Consider the following 18,355-nt stretch of genomic DNA (forward strand, 5'->3'; position numbering starts at 1 on the left):
AGACCTTCTGTCCGCAAAACCTCGAGTTATTTCTCTTTCCTGTAACTGGAAAGGCGGTGCTCAAGGTTGGTCCGAACCTGCGGCCACTCATCATCAATTATGCTGTACCGTATGGAAGTACGTTTTCGACCATCAGGCATAATTCGTTCATTTCTGATGATGCTTTCCTGGATCGCACCAATACGGAGAATGGCAGCCTGCGAGCGCTCATTCAATACATCAGTCGTAAACTGAACGCGAACACACTTCAGTTGCTCAAAGGCGTACCGCAGCAATAACAGTTTACTCTCGGTATTTGCAGCTGTTTTTTGCCAGCTTTGTGAATACCAGGTATGACCAATTTCGAGCTTTCGGTTTTCTCTATCAATCTTCCAGAAACGTGTTGATCCAATGACACGTTGATCTGACGAAAGCGTTACAGCAAACGGCATGACTGTGCCTTCGATCTGCCCCTTGAGGGCTTTCTGAATGTAAGAATCTGCGGTGTCAGCAGACGGAACCACCGTAAATGGCAGGGACCAGAGTTCCCCATCCGCTGCCGCATCAATCAATAGCTGAGCATCTGTCTCAAGCAGAGGACGGAGCGTGACAAGAGATCCTTGCAATGTAGGCGTCATATTTGTGACCTCACAATTATTTTGTGTCGATTGATTGAGCTGCATAATCCTGTACTGAATGAATTACTATGCCCCGTTTGCATTGAATAATCGACTCATCAAGAGGCGATTATCTATTCACTGCTCATGTTGGTAACTTGTCCACTCCGTGCCAGTAATGGACTTCCCTCTTTTGTTAAACAACGATGTTGAAACGAAACCGTTTCATGATAAATCTATAAATGTAATGAGGCGATTAAAAGAGGGCTGAAACAGTTAACCTTGACCTCAACACCAAACGCGCAAACTTTCTACGAAAAGCATGGTTTTATGTTTATCAAGGAAACGATATCCCCATCAAGACTTGCCCAAACAGATCTGCGTTGTATGGATATGTCCATCGCATTATCAGCCTGAGTTTTCTTTTGCTCTTGGCAGGAGAACTCACCAACGGAAATCTAATCGCTATGAGTTCAGTACGGCAGCTTCGAAGTCTTGGGCGGATAACTTCTGTGTTCAAACTCACCCACCCCTTTGTGATACGATATTTGCTTTAGATTGTCATATGGGGTCAGATTTTGAATTCATACATTTTCCTTGCCGGGGCCATCGTAGCTGAAGTCATAGGTACAACCCTGATGAAGTTCTCTGACGGATTCACACGCCTATGGCCATCTGTAGCAACTATTGTGTGCTACTGCACAGCCTTTTATCTTCTCTCCCAAACTCTGTCGACCATTCCAACGGGTATTGCATACGCAATTTGGTCAGGTGCTGGAATCGTATTAATCAGTCTTTTGGGCTGGTTGGTAAGTGGGCAAAAGCTAGATTTTCCGGCGATCGCAGGTATGCTTCTTATTTGTGCTGGGGTTCTGGTTATTAATATTTTTTCAAAATCCTCCCCACATTGATCCTCTTATCTTGATCGAGTAGGAAAAGTGCATATGAAAATACCAATACTCCATACGGAACGCTTGCTGTTAAAACCATTAGAAGCCGAAGATGCCTCGCAGATTCAGGTGCTTTATCCCCGCTGGGAGATAGTTCGCTATATGGTCTCCTCAGTACCCTGGCCCTATCCTGATAACGGTGCGGAGAATTACGTCAATAACGTTGCCCTGCCTGATATGGAAAAAGGGATTGCGTGGATCTGGACTATCAGACTCCGTGAGGCCCCTGACGCTCTCATAGGTTTAATTTGCCTTTATGACGTTGAGGATAATAACCGTGGATTTTGGTTAGCTCCGGAATATCAGGGGCAGGGTTTTATGCGTGAGGCCAGTAATGTCGCTACGGATTACTGGTTTAATACGTTAAATAAGACGGTATTGCGTGCGCCGAAAGCCTCTCTCAATATCCGTTCCAAACGTATTTCAGACAGTAGCGGCATGCGGCTTATCAAGACGGAAAAGAAAGAGTATGTCAGCGGTTTGCTGGATTCTGAACTTTGGGAAATCACGCGCGACGAATGGAACGCTCGTCAGGTTGGTTAATATAAATTATGGAATGTCCATAACCGAACCGCAGAGAATTTCTATTTTTGCCCTGCACCAATGGCAAGTTTATTAATCCTGCAGTTGCGATCATAATAAATAGATACGCAGCGAAGCCTGTCACTCGCGGGCAACATGAGTAATGCTATCTTATTTGAGGATTCTGGCATGGCCCCCTTTCATCAACTGACTGCCACCAGTTTGCATGGCCAGCCCATCTGTATGACTGACTACGCTGGCAAACTGGTTCTGGTGGTTAATACCGCCAGCCATTGTGGTTTCACTCCACAATATGCAGGCCTCGAAGCGCTCTACAAGAAGTACGCCGCGCAGGGTCTGGTGGTGCTTGGTTTTCCCTGCAACCAGTTCGGTAACCAGGAGCCCGGTGGAGCCGACGAAATCGCGCAAACCTGTCACATCAACTACGGTGTGAGCTTCCCGATGTTTGAGAAAGTGGAAGTCAACGGTGCCGCTACGCACCCGGTATTTCGTTACCTGAAAGACGAATTACCCGGCGTGCTGGGTGGGCGGATCCAGTGGAATTTTACTAAGTTCCTGATCGGGCGTGACGGCAAGCCGCTTAAGCGATTTGCCCCCTTCACTACCCCAGAGAAAATTGAAACCACCATCCTTACATTGCTTAAAGTCTGAGCGCCTCTGTAATTCAAACCGCCCCTGGTATGCCCCAGTTCGCTGTCTGAATAAAAAACACGCTGCAAAATCAACAAAATATAATCAATTTGCTTAATTACTCTGCAATCGCGTGAGATCAGGAAGAAAAATGCTATTTCCCTCTTGCCTCATTCGGTCTGTGCCGCTAATATTCGTCCCCGTTGTCACCTACAACGTTGCGTTCATAGCTCAGTTGGTTAGAGCACCACCTTGACATGGTGGGGGTCGTTGGTTCGAGTCCAATTGAACGCACCATTTTGCGTCCGTAGCTCAGTTGGTTAGAGCACCACCTTGACATGGTGGGGGTCGGTGGTTCGAGTCCACTCGGACGCACCAAATCATATTCCTTTGATTTGGTGCTATTTAACTTCAAAACTATTTTTTATCTTCAGTTTGTATCCGTCAGTTTTATCATTTCCCTTGATGATTCAATAGCACTGCGCTAAATCATTCTAAATTCCATGCTCAACGCGTATCATTCATCTTCTTCGCATAATGTCATTCGCCAGAGATCGGATACCATGCCCTCTTCCATCTTCCTGTTAGCCGCAGGCAGTTTGCGCCCTGCATTTACGCCATTGATAAGCCAGTTCACGCGCATGAGTGGAATAGACGTTAAGGTTGAATATGGTCCGGCCGGTTTATTGCGTGAACGTATTGAAGCGGGAGAACCGTGTGCGCTCTTTGCCTCGGCCAACCGGGAACATCCGCAAAACCTGTTAGCACGTAATATAGCCGTCTCTACGCACACTTTTTGCTGGAACAAACTGAGCCTTGTCAGCAACCGAACCGGTGTCTGGCTGGATTTACTCCGCGACCCAACGCTGCGACCTGGTACATCAACCCCCGGCTGCGACCCTTCCGGAGATTATACCTGGGCATTTTTTGACAATATGGATGTACTGGAAGCAGGACTCGGGCAACAGCTTCGGACGCGGGCAATCCCGCTGGTGGGTGGTCGTGATACGATAAAAATCCCGCAAGGTGAACTGGCGAGCGCCTGGATCCTGCGCCAAGGACTGGCCGATCTGTTTATCGGTTACGCGCATTACGCACACGCGCTGCGCGCGATGCCCGACGTACATTACGTGGCTATTCCCGATGAGCACAATATTCGCTGCGAATACCAACTGGCGGTGCTTGATGCATCCAATGAAGTCATGGCACTGGTTGAATTCATACTCTCCCGCGGCGGGCAGGAATTTCTTAGCGCCGCAGGATTCTTAACGCTTAACGGCGAATAGAAAACAACGGTGCGATAAACGGCGTCTGGTAGTTCTCCACGCTGAGTTTTCTCAGCGTTAAGCCATAGGCCAGGAATAAATTCTCCTCCGTCACAATGCTGTTCGTGGGCCCTGCCCGCCATTTTCCTTCAGGGAGTAGCAGCAAAGTATGGGAAGCAACCTGTAACGCATGAAGCGGATCGTGAGTCGAAAAGAGAATACTGCATCCCTGATGATGGGCCAGATCGCTGATGAGCTGCAGCACCACCTGCTGATTGGCGAGATCCAGCGCGGAACACGGTTCATCCAGTAACAGCGTTTGACACTCCGTCACCAAAGCCCGGGCAATCATCACCAACTGTTGCTGCCCGCCAGAAAGTGAGCCAAATGAGCTGGAGGCGAGATGCGCGATATTCAACTGCTCTAACGCCTGCATTGCTCTTTTTTGATCCTGCGGACTGGGTTGCGCAAACAGCTTCACGTGCTGTGCTCGCCCCATCAACACCACGTCGCTGACCGTGTACGGAAACGGCAGATGACTATGCTGTGCCACAATCCCTATCCCACCGTTATTTTCAATACTCCCGCCTATAGAAGGCAGCGTGCCGGTTAACGTATCGAGCAGTGTACTTTTACCCAGACCGTTACGTCCCAGCACGGCCCAGATCTCACCTTTCTGGCAACAGAACGTTAGCGGCTCAAATAGCGGCGTACGATACCCATAAGTAAGCTGATTTACACGCAGTGCGGCAGGTATCATGATTTCTCCCGACGGCTGGTACGAATGAGTAAGAAAGCAAACAACGGCGCGCCGAACAATGCGGTAATAATCCCCAACGGTATCTCCGCGTGCATCAGGGTGCGAGCAATATCGTCCACCACAATCATATATCCGCCCCCCAACCAGAAGGCGCACGGTAGTAAACGACGATGATCAACCCCCACCAGCAAACGCGCCAGATGCGGAATCACTAATCCAACCCAGGCAATACTGCCGCTGACCGCCACCTGAGCAGCGACCAAAAATGCGCAGCACACCAAAACGCTGCGTCGCAGAGGAACCACCGCCACACCCAGTGCTCTGGCATCTTTGTCATTGAGCGACAACAGGTTTATCCGCCAGCGTAGCTGGTACAAAACCGTCGCGGCGATACCGACCGGGACCGCCAACAGCAGCACTTTATACCAGTTGGCCGTCGCGAAGCTGCCCAGTAGCCAGAACACAATATTAGGTAACGTCTCTTCGGTATCAGCCTGATACTGGATCAGGCTCACCAGCGCGGCAAAAAAACCGCTCAAAATGATACCCGACAGGATCAATACCAGCGTATTCTCCAGCCCCTGTAACGCAGCAATGGCATACACCAGGATCAACGCTGTCAGACCAAAGAAAAACGTTGATCCCATCATCAGCCAGGGCGAAAGACCGAGCAGGATGGCCAGTGTTCCACCAAAAGCCGCCCCCGACGTCACGCCGATAATATGCGGGTCGACCAGAGGGTTATGAAATACCCCTTGCAGCGTCGCGCCGCATAACCCAAGCGCGCCCCCCGCCAGCAGTGCCATCAGAATACGCGGTAGCCTGACCGTCCAGATAACCTGGCTGCCTATTCCCTCAGCGTCGCTATAGTGCGTCAGGTGGTAAAACACTTCGCTTAACGACAGCGGATACTGTCCGAGGCATAGCGAACTGACGCCCAGCAACAGGACCACAACGATTAAGAGCGGTTGCTGGGGCAAAATACGGTTACTTAGCTGCATCAGGCTGCCAGTTCACACGATAAAAACGTTGATAGTAGTCCTGGGCCTGCGCATCAACGTCTACGTTTTTATAGGCATCCGGATACAGTTTTTTGGCCATCCAAAGTTCACCGATCGCCAACGCTTCCGGCATCGGATAGCCCCAGGCTTTGGCATATTCAGGCATCAACCAGACGCGACGATTTTTCACCGCATCAATCCTCTGCCAGTTCGGATCGTTTTGGATCTGAGTTACCACCTGCGGATAGCGATCCTGGACAAAAATCACCTGCGGGTTCCACGCTAATATCTGCTCCAGCGCAACCTGACGGGCACCTTTCACACTGGCAGCCGCCACATTTAATCCCCCCGCGTGCTGCATCATCAATCCCGTGTACTTCCCGGAGCCGTAAGTCATCAGATCGGGGTTAGCCATATAAATACGGACTTTTTGCTCATCCGGGATTGTCGCAACCGGCGCATTGAATTTTGCCCGCGCGGCAAAAACGTAGTCGATTAACGTTTCGGCCTGCGGTTTGCGCCCAACCACGTCCGCAATCAGGCGAATACCCTGCTTCAACCCTTCGTTGTAGACCTGCTCTTCATCGGCCATGGTCGGGTTCATTTTATTCTGTTGCCCGGTGGCATCCTTGCGTAATGAGATAGCCACGACCGGAATACCGGCGTTCTGAATCTGCTGGATCATCTCCGCGGGCGCATAGTTGGCGACAAAAACCACCTGCGGATGAATCGCCAACAAGCTTTCGATGTTCACGCTGGTGAGATCGCCTGGCGTCGGCAATGTAGTAATCGTCGGCATAAAGCGCGCAAATTCAGGCCCGAGCTGCTTTTTCCAGCTCGACATCACACCAACAATGTCCTGCTGGGCATTGAGCTGGACCAGAATATTCAACGTCTGGTGTTGCAGCACGACCACTTTGTCCACGTGGTCAGGAATCGTGACCTGTCGACCAAGCTGATCGGTGATCGTTCGGTCGGCCTGAGCAGAAAACGCAAACAACATGCTGGCGCAAACCAGCACAAAAGAGCGGAAAGTTAACATGGGATACCATCTGAATAGAGGAGTAAAAACGATATGCATTAAATTATATAACGAGAGGCCTAGCAACCCATTCGCGATAATTACCGCGCTACACACGAGGAAGATCAATTTATGCCAACAATAATAAAGCCGACGGTGATGACGACCGTCGGCTTTGGGTAAATGACAACTAACGAATTACTTGGTTGCTGCTTTGATAATATCTAGCGCTTTGGCGAACTGATCCTGCGGAATTGTCAGCGGGTAAAGGAAACGAATAACGTTGCCATACTGACCGCAGGTCAGCAGCAGTAATCCTTGCTCAAGGGCTTTCTTCTGCACGCGTTGTGCGGCGGCAGCGTTGGGTTCTCCTGTCGCTGCATCACTGAATTCAGCAGCAATCATAGAGCCTAAACCTCGCACTTCGGCCAGTTCAGGACACCCTGCTTGCGCGTCTGTCAGAGCGGCGCGCAACTGTTCGCCGAGAGCCGCCGCACGCTGGCATAACTGCTCATCACGAATGATATCCAGCACCGCATGGGCCGCCGCGATCGACAGCGGGTTTCCGGCGTAGGTTCCACCCAGACCACCTGGCGCAGGCGCATCCATAATTTCGGCTTTGCCCACGACGCCTGACAACGGCATGCCGCCCGCAAGGCTTTTCGCCATGGTCATCAGGTCCGCTTTATCGGCGTAATGATCCATCGCAAACAGCTGACCCGTACGGGCAAACCCGCTTTGTACTTCATCAGCGATCATCACGATGCCATGCTCGTCGCAAATACGGCGGATGGCAGCCACAAATTCTGGCGGTGCCACCACGAAGCCCCCTTCGCCCTGGACGGGTTCGAAAATAATCGCCGCAACCTGGGTTGGATCGATATCGGCTTTAAACAGACGCTCAATCGCTTTTAGGGAATCCGCCGTGGAAATGCCCTGCAATTCAGAAGGATATGGCGCATGGTAAACAGAGCCTGGGAACGGGCCGAAACCTTTTTTATAGGGTGCCACCTTGCCGGTTAACGCCATCGTCATGTAAGTTCGCCCATGAAAACCACCGCCAAATGCGATAACGCCAGGACGGCCGGTATGCGCGCGCGCAATTTTCACCGCGTTTTCTACCGCTTCAGCCCCGGTAGTGAAGAATGTGGTTTTACGCTTGCCGTCGATTGGCGCAACGGCGTTGATTTTCTCAGCTAAAGACACATAGCTTTCGTACGGGACAATCTGATAAGCCGTATGGGTAAAAGCCTGAAGTTGCGCTTCGACTGCCTGCACCAGGCGAGGATGGCGGTGTCCGGTGTTCAGCACGGCGATCCCGGCGGCAAAATCGATGTACTGATTGCCTTCGATATCGGTAATTGTGCTGTTTTCTGCCGACTGAGCATAAAAATCACACATCACACCCACGCCACGCGGGGTGGCATCCAGACGACGTTGTTGCAGGTTTTTATTGTTCATTCTCTACACCTTGTCCATTAATACATTTCGGTTGAATTACCCTTTAAATTTAGACGCCGTCTGGTACTTTAATCGAGAGCCAAATCGTTTTATTTTAAGGATCCAAATGCGTTCACTTGCCGGAGATGTGATCAAGCATGCATTTAATCAGCAGACTGACGAAAAACTACATCGCCGCCTGTATGCCGCCATTTGTAGTTGCATCCTCGAAGGTAGCCTGAAACCGGCCACCCGAATGCCTCCGTCGCGTGACCTGGCAGGAGAGCTGACGCTATCGCGCAATACCGTCCTGCGGGTGTACGAACAGTTGCAAGCTGAAGGGTATATTTCCGCGCGCACCAGCAGCGGCACATTTGTGACCGACAGCGTGCTGGACAATCTCGACCTGCGTCCTGACAAAGAGCCTGTTACTGACGCTCAGGAAGATCACACCCGTTTATCCGCCCGCTGCCTTGAGCTGTTAGGTAATGCCAGCGCCAGTCCCCGTCAGTGGGGGGCATTTATTCCAGGCGTGCCTGATGTAGAGCATTTCCCGCACCGGGTACTCAAGAAAATTCAGGACAGGCTGGCAAGACGACTGCGCCCGGAGTTTCTCACTTACGATGCCACAGGCGGCGTGAATGAGCTAAAAGAAGCACTGGCAGACTATCTGCGCACCGCTCGCGGCGTACGGTGCTCACCGGAGCAAATTCTGATTACTGAAGGTATTCACCAGGCCCTGGATCTGGTGACCCGGACCTTATGCAACCCGGGCGATTACGCCTGGATTGAGGAACCGGGCTACTGGGGAATCAAAAATATTCTTCGCATCAATGCCGTTAATTTTTCGGCTATCCCGGTTGATGAACAAGGCATGGTCCCGCCGGATGCCGGCGAAACACCACCAAAACTTATTTTTGTGACACCGTCACATCAATACCCACTCGGTTCGGTAATGAGTCTGAGCCGCCGCCGGCAACTTCTCTTTCGCGCACGTGAAACGCGAAGCTGGATAGTGGAAGATGATTACGACAGTGAGTTCCGCTTTTCCGGCCAGCCGATTCCCTCTTTGCAGGGGCTGGAAGAAGAGACACCGGTCATTTACATCGGGACATTCAGTAAGACACTCTATCCCGCACTACGACTCGGGTATGTCGTGCTACCTAAATCGTTAGCCGCTCCGCTGAAAAAGGTTCATAACGACCTCTATCGTGGTGGGCATCTGTTGATTCAGGCCGCACTGGCGGAGTTTATTCGCGAGGGTTATTACGCGGCACACATTCGGAAAATGCGTCAGCTATACAGTCGTCGTCGCCAGATGCTGGTAGAGCTTATCAGCCGCCAACTTGGTGAACATTTTCTTGGTTCTTTCAGCAGCAACGCCGGGCTGCATATGATCTTACAGTTACCCGCCGGGAGCGATGACACGGTCATTGCCCAACAGGCGAATGCGCAAGGGTTGTTGGTGCGCCCGCTGTCACGCTATTACGTAAATGAAGGGAAACGCAGCGGCCTGCTGCTGGGGTTTGCCAGTATTGAAGAGCATGAAATGACGGCGGCGTTTACCCGACTCGTGGATATTATCAGGGTAAACACCGTGTAAGCACTGCCGGATGAAGGTGCAAGCACCTTATCCGGCATACTGTTTAATGTGACGCTTTTTTAACGCCAGCCAGGTCTTCCTGGCTTACTTCGCGATTCCCTTCACCCCAACTTTTACGTACGTAGTTAATCACGTCGCGCATTTCGTTGTCGCTTAACAAGCCACCGTAGGCAGGCATCTTAAAGGAGACGCTGCCACGCGTTGTCGGTGTTTCTGCGCCGTGGGCAATCACTCTGAACAGCGGTGTCGGGTCATCAACCATCACCAGTGGATTGTTAACTAAAGAAGGCGCGTTATCATCCGTACCTTTCCCTTCCAGACCGTGACAAGTTGAACAGTAGCGGTTATAGGTCACTTTGCCCGCCTCAGGTGAATTCGACCAGGATGCTGTAGTCGCCGCAGCACGTACCGTTTCAGGCTTCGCACTTTTCAGGCTCAACAGATATTGGGCGATCGCCGTGGCATCTTCGTCGGTCAGATACTGTGTACTCTGCGTGACGACTTCAGCCATCGAACCTGAAACCGCGGCATGCTTGCTTTTACCGGTCAGCAACAGCGATTTTAACTCCTGCTCAGACATACCGGTGCCGCGCAGCGACGGTGCATACCAGCCGTCAATCATCGCGCCGCTCAGGTATTCGGCATCAGCATTAGTATACGCTTTTTCGTTCATCGCCATGCCTCTCGGGGTATGGCATGAACCGCAGTGTCCGGGACCTTCCACCAGATAAGCACCCCGTTTTACCAGGGCAGCATTATCATCCGTTTTCGCGCCCTCTACAGCCGACCCTGGCGCGTCGGTAAACAGCCAGTTCCAGATATGCAGCGGCCAGCGGGCGGAGAGTAGCCACGGAATGGCATTCTCTTTATTGGGCTGTGCTGACGGCGTGACGTCATGCATAAAATAGCTATACAGCGCCTTAACATCCTCGTCAGAAAGTTTTGCATACGAGGGATAAGGCATCGCCGGATAGAGCGGATGACCATCTTTGGCAATCCCCTGCCGTAAGGCCTTCTCAAAATCCTCGTAAGAATAGTTACCAATACCCTGCGTCTTGTCCGGGGTAATGTTGGTCGAATAAATATCCCCTACCGGAGTAGGAAACTTTTTGCCCCCCGCCATCGCTGCACCACCTTCAGCGGTATGACAGGCGACACAGTCTGAAATTCGCGCGATGTATTCACCGTTAGATTCAGCAGCGGAAACCGAAGCAGTAAATAAACAGGCGGCGAGAATGGTTACGTTACGCATAGATCACCCCATATCCTTGAGTTCATTAACCGCACGCCATGCCTGATCGATTGCCGTATGGGCATAAGCACTCCAGTCAGAATCGGAGTTAGCGATGGCAATGCGACCGACTGGCTGACGCGCCCGCTCGATAATTTCTGGCATCTTATCCATATCATCGAACAGCGAGTTGGCGTAGTACGCATAGTCATGCGCCCAGCGGTTAACCGTAATGGCGGAAATATCGCGTTGATTATCAAAGCCTGTTGAGCCAAACATCTCCTGCAACTGGGAGCGAATCATCTCCTCATGCGCCGCAAAGGTGGTCCCCAGCAAATAGGCTCGTCCCAGACGGAACTGCTCTCTGGCCGACAGGTTACTACCCGGATAGGTCGGCACATAGACCATATGAATGACCATCGGGTCGTCCGGGGAGGCCGGATGTTGATACCCACCAATACTGACCGGATAGTCGAGCTTGACCCTGCTATAAGGTGCCGCCGGAGAATAAAACTCATGCACGCCAAGCTGTTTGAACGCCTGCCAGTTTTTGACCACCACGTTGGTGTACACCAGCGGTGCCTTCACGTTCAGTTTAAGATCCGCCTGCTGCTGTTCCGGCATCTCAGGCACCAGATACGGGATCATCATGTTATAGCCTGCCATGATGGTGTTCTTACCGCGCACACGGTGCATTTTACCGTCACGCAGATAGGTCACCGCCACGCCATCCTGCACGTTGGCCGCATTAATCACCGTGCTGTTCAGGCGCAGGCGCGTGGTGTTTTCCGGCAGATCCAGCTTTTTGTAATGTAATCTGGCGAGGACAGAGTCTTCCATCGTGTTGCCCGGTAGCGCATCCGGCAGCATATATCTGACTAACAGGCGGGCTAACCCGGCGTTACCGTCCGGGAAGTGGTAAACATACGGCTCTTCGAGGTCGGCCAGCGACTCTCCGTCCAGCGGCGGTAACCCCATCCCTTCCATGCCGGGTAAGGCGCACGCCCTGGCATCACTACAAGAAATACCTTCAATACCAATAGCAAAGAAGTCGTTGGAACGCTGCTGGAAATAGAGCAGCGCCATTTTGCTCAAACCGACTTTTGTTGCCAAAAATTCACTGTAGCTGTGGGTATCCAGCCATTCCATTTTCTCATCGACCGTCATTCCCGGCAGGTAATCACCGGGCCGGACGTGCAGGTCGATCAGCGCTTTTCTGTCATTCTCACTTAGCGGAAAATCATTGATAAAGTCTTCAATTTTACGCCCATTGAGCCTGTCCGGCGGAATATCATCAGATACCGCGCGGCCCGGATCGCCGCTGACGATTTTTGTTTCGCCAAAATTCTTCTTATCGAAGAAAACGCCGCGACTGAGCTGCCAGTCGGGGTAGAAGTTTACGTCAAAACTCTCTTTCAACCGCGTGACGCTGACGCCCACGGTTTCCATCAACTTTTGTACTTCAGGGCTGAAATTATGCGCAGGTGACTGGAATGCTTCGCTGCCACCATAACCGAGTAATTTCTTACCCGAGCTGGTAAATTCATTGCGTTTGGCGTGTCCACCAAAGTCGTCATGGTTATCGAGGATCAGGATCCGGCTATTTTGCCCGGCAACTTGACGCCAAAAACAACCGGCAGCTAACCCGCTAATCCCGCCACCCACAATCACCAGATCGTACTCTTCCTCAACGGGCAGAGCGTTTAAATCAAAATGTTTATGCTCGCGGCCTAGCGCATGCGCCATTTCAAACGATCCAGGATGATTACCCCGCAGCCCCGTCAGCGCAGGAGGATAATAATTTCCATCTATAAATGCGTTTCCCTTTCCTGCCGCCCTGACCCACTCCAGCGGGGTAAGCCCCGCCGCAATAGTCACCGCGACGCCGTTGAGAAAATCACGTCTGGTAATTGCCATTAACTTTTTTCCTTATTGCTACACACTGCCTTTAATACGACACAAATAAGAGAGATACCCCTTCTTATTTATAAAGGGGTACAACCGACTACTTCACTGGCTTTAACTCTTCATCCAGTTTTTTAGAATCATAATAATCACCCTGCCAGGTGATTTTTCCTGCTTTAACATGAATATAGCTGACGCCTTCAAATTTGATCGGATTATTTGTCGGCGCACTCCCTGCCCATTCACCACTATTTTTGCCTGAAAATTCCCAACGAAAGGCCACGGTATCTTCGTCGTAGACGGGTTTTCCAACCATTTTCCAGCTAAGATCTGGAACCGCCTTAATAAAAGCGCCGATAACCTCTTTTTCTGCTTTTTCCCTGCCGTTTATCGGTTCTCCTGCGGCGGCATCATAATAGACCGCATCATCAGCAAGAAATTGAGCGGCTCGCGAAGCATCATGCGCATTCCACGCCGCCATATACTCTTTTACGGTATTCAGCGATGTACTTTCTGCCAGGCTATAGCCCGAGAACATCACTAATGAAAGCACCGCGATTTTTAATGTTTTCATCGTAACCCTCTCTATTCAGAAATGTCGCACATGATATGTTTCACCCGAGTGTATTCCTCGAGTGAATAAGATGAGAGATCTTTGCCGTACCCCGATTTTTTGAACCCGCCGTGCGGCATCTCGGCACACAGAGGAATGTGATTGTTAATCCACACCGTGCCAAAATCGAGGTCAATGCTGAAGCGTTGGGCGCGACCATGGTTACTGGTCCAGACGCTGGCGGCAAGACCATACTCCACATCATTCGCTTTGTGTAGTACCTCTTCGTCAGTAGAAAACGACTGAATAGTCATTACCGGGCCAAATACTTCATGCTGAATAGCTTCATCATTTTGATGCAAACCGGAGACGATCGTCGGCTCAAAATAGAAGCCTGGACCAGATCCTGCGCGCCCACCGGTTTCAATTTTTGCATGTGCCGGTAAACGCTCAATAAAGCCTTTCACCTGCTCCAGCTGATTCCGGCTATTCAATGCGCCGTACAGTGCATTTTGATCTTCTGGCGGCCCATATTTGATACTTTTTGTTTTCTGGATCAGTTTTTCCAGAAACTCAGCGTAGATAGATTAGTCTACCAAGATCCGCGTTGCCGCTGTGCAATCCTGCCCGGCATTGAAAAAGCCAGCTGTGGTAATCGTCGCAATCGCCTTGTCCATATCCGCATCGGCGAACACGATTGCGGGCGCTTTCCCGCCCAATTCCAGGTGTGCTCGGGTCAGATTTGCCGCCGCCGAAGCCGCAACCTGCAAACCCGCACGGACCGAACCGGTAATAGAAACCAATAAAGCCTTCGGGTTTGAAACCACCAGCGAACCAGTGCTGGCTTTGCCCAACACAACGTTAAACGCCCCTCTCGGGAACAACGGTGCGGCCAGTTCAGCCAACAGCAGCGTACTAACTGGCGTGGTGTCGCTTGGTTTTAACACCACCGTGTTACCTGCCGCCAGCGCAGGTGCAATCTTCCACACCGCCATCATGAACGGGTAGTTCCATGGCGTCACTTGCCCAACAATACCCAGCGGTTCACGACGAATGGTTGAAGTAAATCCTGCGGAATATTCTCCGGCCGCCTTTCCTTCAAGACAGCGCGCCGCACCGGCAAAAAAGCGGATGGCATCGCAAGATGCCGCGATCTCCTCTTTCTCAATAAAATGGCGAAGCTGACCGGTTTCCTGGCTCTGCGCGGTTACCAGTCGCTCAACGTTGCGTTCAATCTCATCGGCCAGCCGCAATAACGCCTTTTGCCGCTGTGCCGGCGTCGATTTTCGCCAGATGCTAAACGCCGCCTCCGCTGCTGAGTAAGCCTGCTCTACCTCTGCCTCGTTAGCGTTGGGAGATATTGCGTACGTTTCACCGTCAACCGGACTCACCAGTTCGAAGCTATCTTCGCTACTGCCTGCTACATAGTGCCCATTAATAAAATGCTTCAGGGTTTTCATGTTTGTCTCCTGCCAATTAATACATAAAGAATCTTATGTAATATATATATTGTAAAATTTTTTCAAATGCGCAACATTGACACTATGATAAGCCTCGCATTTTTAACTTAATTTTCACATTTGCAGGATGAGGCTTTTTATTGCCAGCTGACGCGTTACGCCCAGCTCATCATAAGGTTATCGGGACACACATCCGCTTGTGCAGTGACGTTGCGCCCAGGCATGTAAAATAACTCGGCCATTCTTACCTTCCTTGCCCGACGGGCATGTGTTAAAAATGGTCGTTGTTTCAGGGAATTGAGTACAGAAAAGATTATGATTACTCACGCGGTCATATTTGCGCCTATCGGGCAGGTCAGTCGTTCAGACCAGATAGTCCAACGCCTTTCAAATGCCATTATCACGGGGTTGCTGGAGCCAAAAGAACAGCTCCCCAACGAAACTGATTTGGCAAAGATGATGGGTGTCTCACATATCACTATCAGAGAAGCGCTAAACACGCTTCGGGCTAATAATCTTATCCATACGGTTCGTGGTCGTAATGGTGGGAGTTTCGTTTGCGAAAATATTGATGGCAAAAATAGCACCCTGCATCCGTTCAAGGCGATCAGTACGGATTATCTGTCTGATCTGGGTGAAATGCATTGCGCCATTATTAGCCATAGCGCGAGGCTGGCTTCCCGACGGATGACCGGTGCGGATATCGCCAAATTTCGCGAGTTTGTCGAGGTGCTCAGAAAGGCAAACTCACCTGAGCTGATGACCCAGGCCGATATGCGTTGTCTGCTGGCGATTGCCGCCAGTTCGCATTCAGCGCGACTGGCCAATCAGGAGCTGCAGGTTCAGGCTGAATGGGCATCGCTGGTGGCGATACTTTATCGCACAGACAGTATTCATGCAGAAATTATCGCGCTTTATTCGGCGCTGGCCGATGCGCTGGCTGCTCACAACGAGGCAGAGTCAGTACAGTTTGCCACGCAGATCATCGACACGTTTACCTACTACCTTATTGAAAAAAAGCTGAAATATAACTCGAACTGACAATCAGTGAAGGCAGGACAGACAATGAGCTCTTCGACATCCCTAAGCGCATTAATTCGTAAAATTGATGACATTACTGTTTCTACCGTAGATTCTACCGTTGCGCTGGCGAGGAGCATCCATGAGGCGATTTCAGGGGTACAAAAGGCCTCAGCCGAGGTCGTTCTCGACCCCTCAGTCAGATCCACCGTTCAACAGCACATCAAGCGCACGCTCAATAACAACCATTACTGCTCAGGGGCGGGATTCGCCAGCCATATTGAGAGTACCGCAACCACAAAAGAGTACTGGTTGCTGGAGTGGTGGTATAAGAAAGACAATGGTTTGAGCCAGGCGCATCTGGATTTGGATCAGGCCACGCAACAACGACTGGACTTCAGAACCTTTGAGTGGTTTAAGCATTCTCCTCCGGCTGGCAAAGCCTATATCCACGGTCCCTACGTCGACTATATTTGCAATATCTCCTATACCCTAACGTCAGCCGTCCCGGTCTACTACAACGATCAGTTTCTCGGTGTTGCCGCGGTCGATCTGCTGGTCAGTCAGATAGAAGCCGAACTGCTTTCCTGTGCCCATCCTGACTATGTGATTCTGACTAATCTGGAAAACAGGATCATTTTCTCCAGTTGGCCACGTTTTCGCGTGGGTGAATTGCTATCACCTGCAAACAGTACCGTTGTGTATCAGAGCGACTACTTTATCCTTTATCACTATCAAAACTAAGGGCCCGAAGGCCCTTAATTTTTAGTTATCCTGCCCCATATTGAGCTTATTGGCGTAGGCAATGGCGTCGTTTTCCGGCGCCGCTGAACGGCCAAACGGACGGGTCAGGAACATATAAATAAGCCCCGAGCCAACAACAATCGCCAGGCCGAACAGGACCGTCCAACGGTCGATGAAGTCGCTGCTGTCTGCCGGTTGCGCCAGTAACCAGATCCCGCACAATCCGTAAGCTAACGCCAGCACATTCACGATTACGCCCCAACCGCCAATGGTCCACTCCCCCGCCGGTTTCCAGCCTTTCAGACGCTGGCGCAGCGCGGCCAGCACAACCATCTGGAACGAGATGTATATTCCGATAACAGCAAACGCGGTGATACGCGACAGGTTATCTGGCTGGAAATAAACCCAAACGCAGATAATCACTGGCAGCAGGCAACTGACGACCATGGCATTATCCGGAACACCATTTTTAGAGATTTTGGCCATCCATTCACTTCCCGGCAGCATTCTGTCGCGGGAGAAAGAAAAGATAAGACGGCTTAACGCAGCCTGCAGAGACAAAATGCACGACAACATGGCGATAATTGCGACGACGATAAAGACAGTTGCGCCAGTTTCGCCCAGAGCTTCATTAAGGATTGCAGGGATAGGATCGGACGTTTTGCCATTCACGATGCTGACCAGATTCGGTGAAGCCAGCAAATAACCCATAACAGAAATAATGGCGGAAATCGCGCCGAATACGATGCTTAAAATCATCGCCACCGGGATCTTTTTACTTGGATTCTGCACCTCTTCCGCAACGTTACCGCAGGCCTCAAAGCCAAAGAACATAAACAGCCCCATCAGCGCAGCGGACATAAATGCGGTGGAGTAGCTGCCGTCATGCGCCAGCACGCCCATCGAGTCAAAAATCACAGAGAACGGCTGCGAACGGTGGAAAATCAGCAGATAAATCCCCAGCGCGATCACGCTGACAATTTCACACCAGAAACCAATTTTCGCCACCCGGGCCAGATTTTTAGTCCCGGACATATTAACGGCCATCATCAACAGCAGCAGCAGGACGGAAGTCACCAACATCGTGGCCGGCGTCTGACCATAGTGGAAGAGTGATTCAACAAACGTTGATGTATATTCCGCGATCGACGTAATGGTGACCACCAGCGCCCACAGGTAGATCCAGGCGGCGATCCACGCATACTTCTTGCCCCACAACCTTCTGGCCCAGGGGTAAAGCCCGCCGGTTATCGGATACTGGGAAGCGACCTCACCAAACACCAATGCAACCAAAAGTTGCCCACATGCGACGATTAAAATCCACCATACTGCGGGCGGCCCCGCCAGCGTTACGGCCAGCGCAAACAGCGAATAGACGGCGGTAAGCGGCGACAGGTAGGTAAAACCCAACGCAAAGTTTGAAATAAGACCGATCGAGCGATTGAACTGTTCTTTGCCATCTTTTTGAAAATTATCGTTTTTCTTATCAGGTGTCTGTTCCATATTGCTTTCTCTTTTGTGGAATAGTCGCAGGGTTGAACAATTAATGTATAAAAGATATTAAGTTATATGTATAGTGATTTTGTCGCAGATTTGTTAAAAATGATCGCGCATCACGTTAATGAAAAAGTGG

Annotated in this window: 17 protein-coding genes, 2 tRNA genes and 1 pseudogene; 10 read left to right on the forward strand and 10 right to left on the reverse strand. The window is 51.0% G+C overall.

What is annotated here, in order from left to right:
- Positions 1 to 26: 26 nt before the first annotated feature.
- Positions 27 to 662: a GNAT family N-acetyltransferase gene (locus SK35_RS13590; RefSeq protein ID WP_234692304.1), complete on the reverse strand. Its 636-nt coding sequence runs from the start codon at positions 660 to 662 to the stop codon at positions 27 to 29.
- Between the two features lie 216 nt (positions 663 to 878).
- On the opposite strand from SK35_RS13590, the gene SK35_RS27065 reads away from it, so the two are divergent.
- From SK35_RS27065 to SK35_RS13625, 7 genes are all read left to right on the forward strand, one after another.
- The gene (locus SK35_RS27065; protein ID WP_326929072.1) at positions 879 to 1,013 is read left to right on the forward strand and encodes a hypothetical protein; all 135 of its coding nucleotides are present in this window, start codon (positions 879 to 881) and stop codon (positions 1,011 to 1,013) included.
- Between the two features lie 161 nt (positions 1,014 to 1,174).
- The gene (locus SK35_RS13600; protein ID WP_063941528.1) at positions 1,175 to 1,507 is read left to right on the forward strand and encodes an EmrE family multidrug efflux SMR transporter; all 333 of its coding nucleotides are present in this window, start codon (positions 1,175 to 1,177) and stop codon (positions 1,505 to 1,507) included.
- Positions 1,508 to 1,540: 33 nt separating this feature from the next.
- A complete protein-coding gene (locus tag SK35_RS13605) occupies positions 1,541 to 2,089 on the forward strand; it encodes a GNAT family N-acetyltransferase (protein ID WP_048214290.1) in 549 nt (182 codons plus the stop codon).
- 168 nt (positions 2,090 to 2,257) lie between these two features.
- Positions 2,258 to 2,740, forward strand: coding sequence for a glutathione peroxidase (locus SK35_RS13610; RefSeq protein ID WP_048214291.1), 483 nt, complete (start codon positions 2,258 to 2,260; stop codon positions 2,738 to 2,740).
- A gap of 199 nt (positions 2,741 to 2,939) precedes the next feature.
- A tRNA-Val gene (locus SK35_RS13615) sits at positions 2,940 to 3,016 on the forward strand.
- A gap of 4 nt (positions 3,017 to 3,020) precedes the next feature.
- Positions 3,021 to 3,097, forward strand: a tRNA-Val gene (locus SK35_RS13620).
- A gap of 185 nt (positions 3,098 to 3,282) precedes the next feature.
- Positions 3,283 to 4,005 (forward strand): substrate-binding domain-containing protein, encoded by a 723-nt coding sequence (locus tag SK35_RS13625; RefSeq protein ID WP_048214292.1) that lies wholly within the window; start codon positions 3,283 to 3,285, stop codon positions 4,003 to 4,005.
- On the opposite strand, the gene SK35_RS13630 is transcribed toward SK35_RS13625, so the two are convergent.
- The 4 genes from SK35_RS13630 to puuE form a co-directional block, all read right to left on the reverse strand.
- On the reverse strand, positions 3,992 to 4,744 hold the full coding sequence (locus SK35_RS13630) for an ABC transporter ATP-binding protein (protein WP_048214293.1): 753 nt from the start codon (positions 4,742 to 4,744) through the stop codon (positions 3,992 to 3,994). The two genes, SK35_RS13625 and SK35_RS13630, sit on opposite strands and share 14 nt — an antisense overlap.
- On the reverse strand, positions 4,741 to 5,745 hold the full coding sequence (locus SK35_RS13635; RefSeq protein ID WP_048214294.1) for a FecCD family ABC transporter permease: 1,005 nt from the start codon (positions 5,743 to 5,745) through the stop codon (positions 4,741 to 4,743). Before SK35_RS13635 ends, SK35_RS13630 begins: the two co-directional genes overlap by 4 nt.
- On the reverse strand, positions 5,732 to 6,787 hold the full coding sequence (locus tag SK35_RS13640) for an ABC transporter substrate-binding protein (protein WP_048214295.1): 1,056 nt from the start codon (positions 6,785 to 6,787) through the stop codon (positions 5,732 to 5,734). Before SK35_RS13640 ends, SK35_RS13635 begins: the two co-directional genes overlap by 14 nt.
- A 177-nt stretch (positions 6,788 to 6,964) precedes the next feature.
- Positions 6,965 to 8,227 (reverse strand): 4-aminobutyrate transaminase, encoded by a 1,263-nt coding sequence (puuE, locus tag SK35_RS13645; RefSeq protein WP_048214296.1) that lies wholly within the window; start codon positions 8,225 to 8,227, stop codon positions 6,965 to 6,967.
- 106 nt (positions 8,228 to 8,333) lie between these two features.
- Here puuE and pdxR point away from each other — a divergent pair, with 106 nt between their 5' ends.
- Positions 8,334 to 9,809, forward strand: a complete 1,476-nt coding sequence (pdxR, locus tag SK35_RS13650) for a MocR-like pyridoxine biosynthesis transcription factor PdxR (protein WP_048214297.1) — start codon at positions 8,334 to 8,336, stop codon at positions 9,807 to 9,809.
- Between the two features lie 43 nt (positions 9,810 to 9,852).
- On the opposite strand, the gene SK35_RS13655 is transcribed toward pdxR, so the two are convergent.
- The 4 genes and pseudogenes from SK35_RS13655 to SK35_RS13670 form a co-directional block, all read right to left on the reverse strand.
- On the reverse strand, positions 9,853 to 11,061 hold the full coding sequence (locus tag SK35_RS13655) for a c-type cytochrome (RefSeq protein WP_048214298.1): 1,209 nt from the start codon (positions 11,059 to 11,061) through the stop codon (positions 9,853 to 9,855).
- Positions 11,062 to 11,064: 3 nt separating this feature from the next.
- Positions 11,065 to 12,957 (reverse strand): NAD(P)-binding protein, encoded by a 1,893-nt coding sequence (locus SK35_RS13660; protein ID WP_048214299.1) that lies wholly within the window; start codon positions 12,955 to 12,957, stop codon positions 11,065 to 11,067.
- An 88-nt stretch (positions 12,958 to 13,045) separates the two neighbouring features.
- Positions 13,046 to 13,519: an ester cyclase gene (locus SK35_RS13665; protein WP_053071018.1), complete on the reverse strand. Its 474-nt coding sequence runs from the start codon at positions 13,517 to 13,519 to the stop codon at positions 13,046 to 13,048.
- 11 nt (positions 13,520 to 13,530) lie between these two features.
- Positions 13,531 to 14,958, reverse strand: a pseudogene (locus SK35_RS13670) (gamma-aminobutyraldehyde dehydrogenase).
- Between the two features lie 315 nt (positions 14,959 to 15,273).
- Between SK35_RS13670 and SK35_RS13675 the strand changes: the two are divergent.
- Both SK35_RS13675 and SK35_RS13680 read left to right on the forward strand, forming a co-directional pair.
- On the forward strand, positions 15,274 to 15,999 hold the full coding sequence (locus SK35_RS13675; protein WP_048214300.1) for a FadR/GntR family transcriptional regulator: 726 nt from the start codon (positions 15,274 to 15,276) through the stop codon (positions 15,997 to 15,999).
- Between the two features lie 24 nt (positions 16,000 to 16,023).
- Positions 16,024 to 16,722 (forward strand): cache domain-containing protein, encoded by a 699-nt coding sequence (locus SK35_RS13680; RefSeq protein WP_003832700.1) that lies wholly within the window; start codon positions 16,024 to 16,026, stop codon positions 16,720 to 16,722.
- 21 nt (positions 16,723 to 16,743) lie between these two features.
- On the opposite strand, the gene SK35_RS13685 is transcribed toward SK35_RS13680, so the two are convergent.
- A complete protein-coding gene (locus SK35_RS13685; protein ID WP_003832697.1) occupies positions 16,744 to 18,225 on the reverse strand; it encodes an APC family permease in 1,482 nt (493 codons plus the stop codon).
- Positions 18,226 to 18,355: the final 130 nt, after the last annotated feature.

Origin of the sequence: Citrobacter sp. MGH105 (assembly GCF_001037485.2) — a bacterium.
GTDB classification, from domain to species: Bacteria; Pseudomonadota; Gammaproteobacteria; order Enterobacterales; family Enterobacteriaceae; genus Citrobacter; species Citrobacter portucalensis.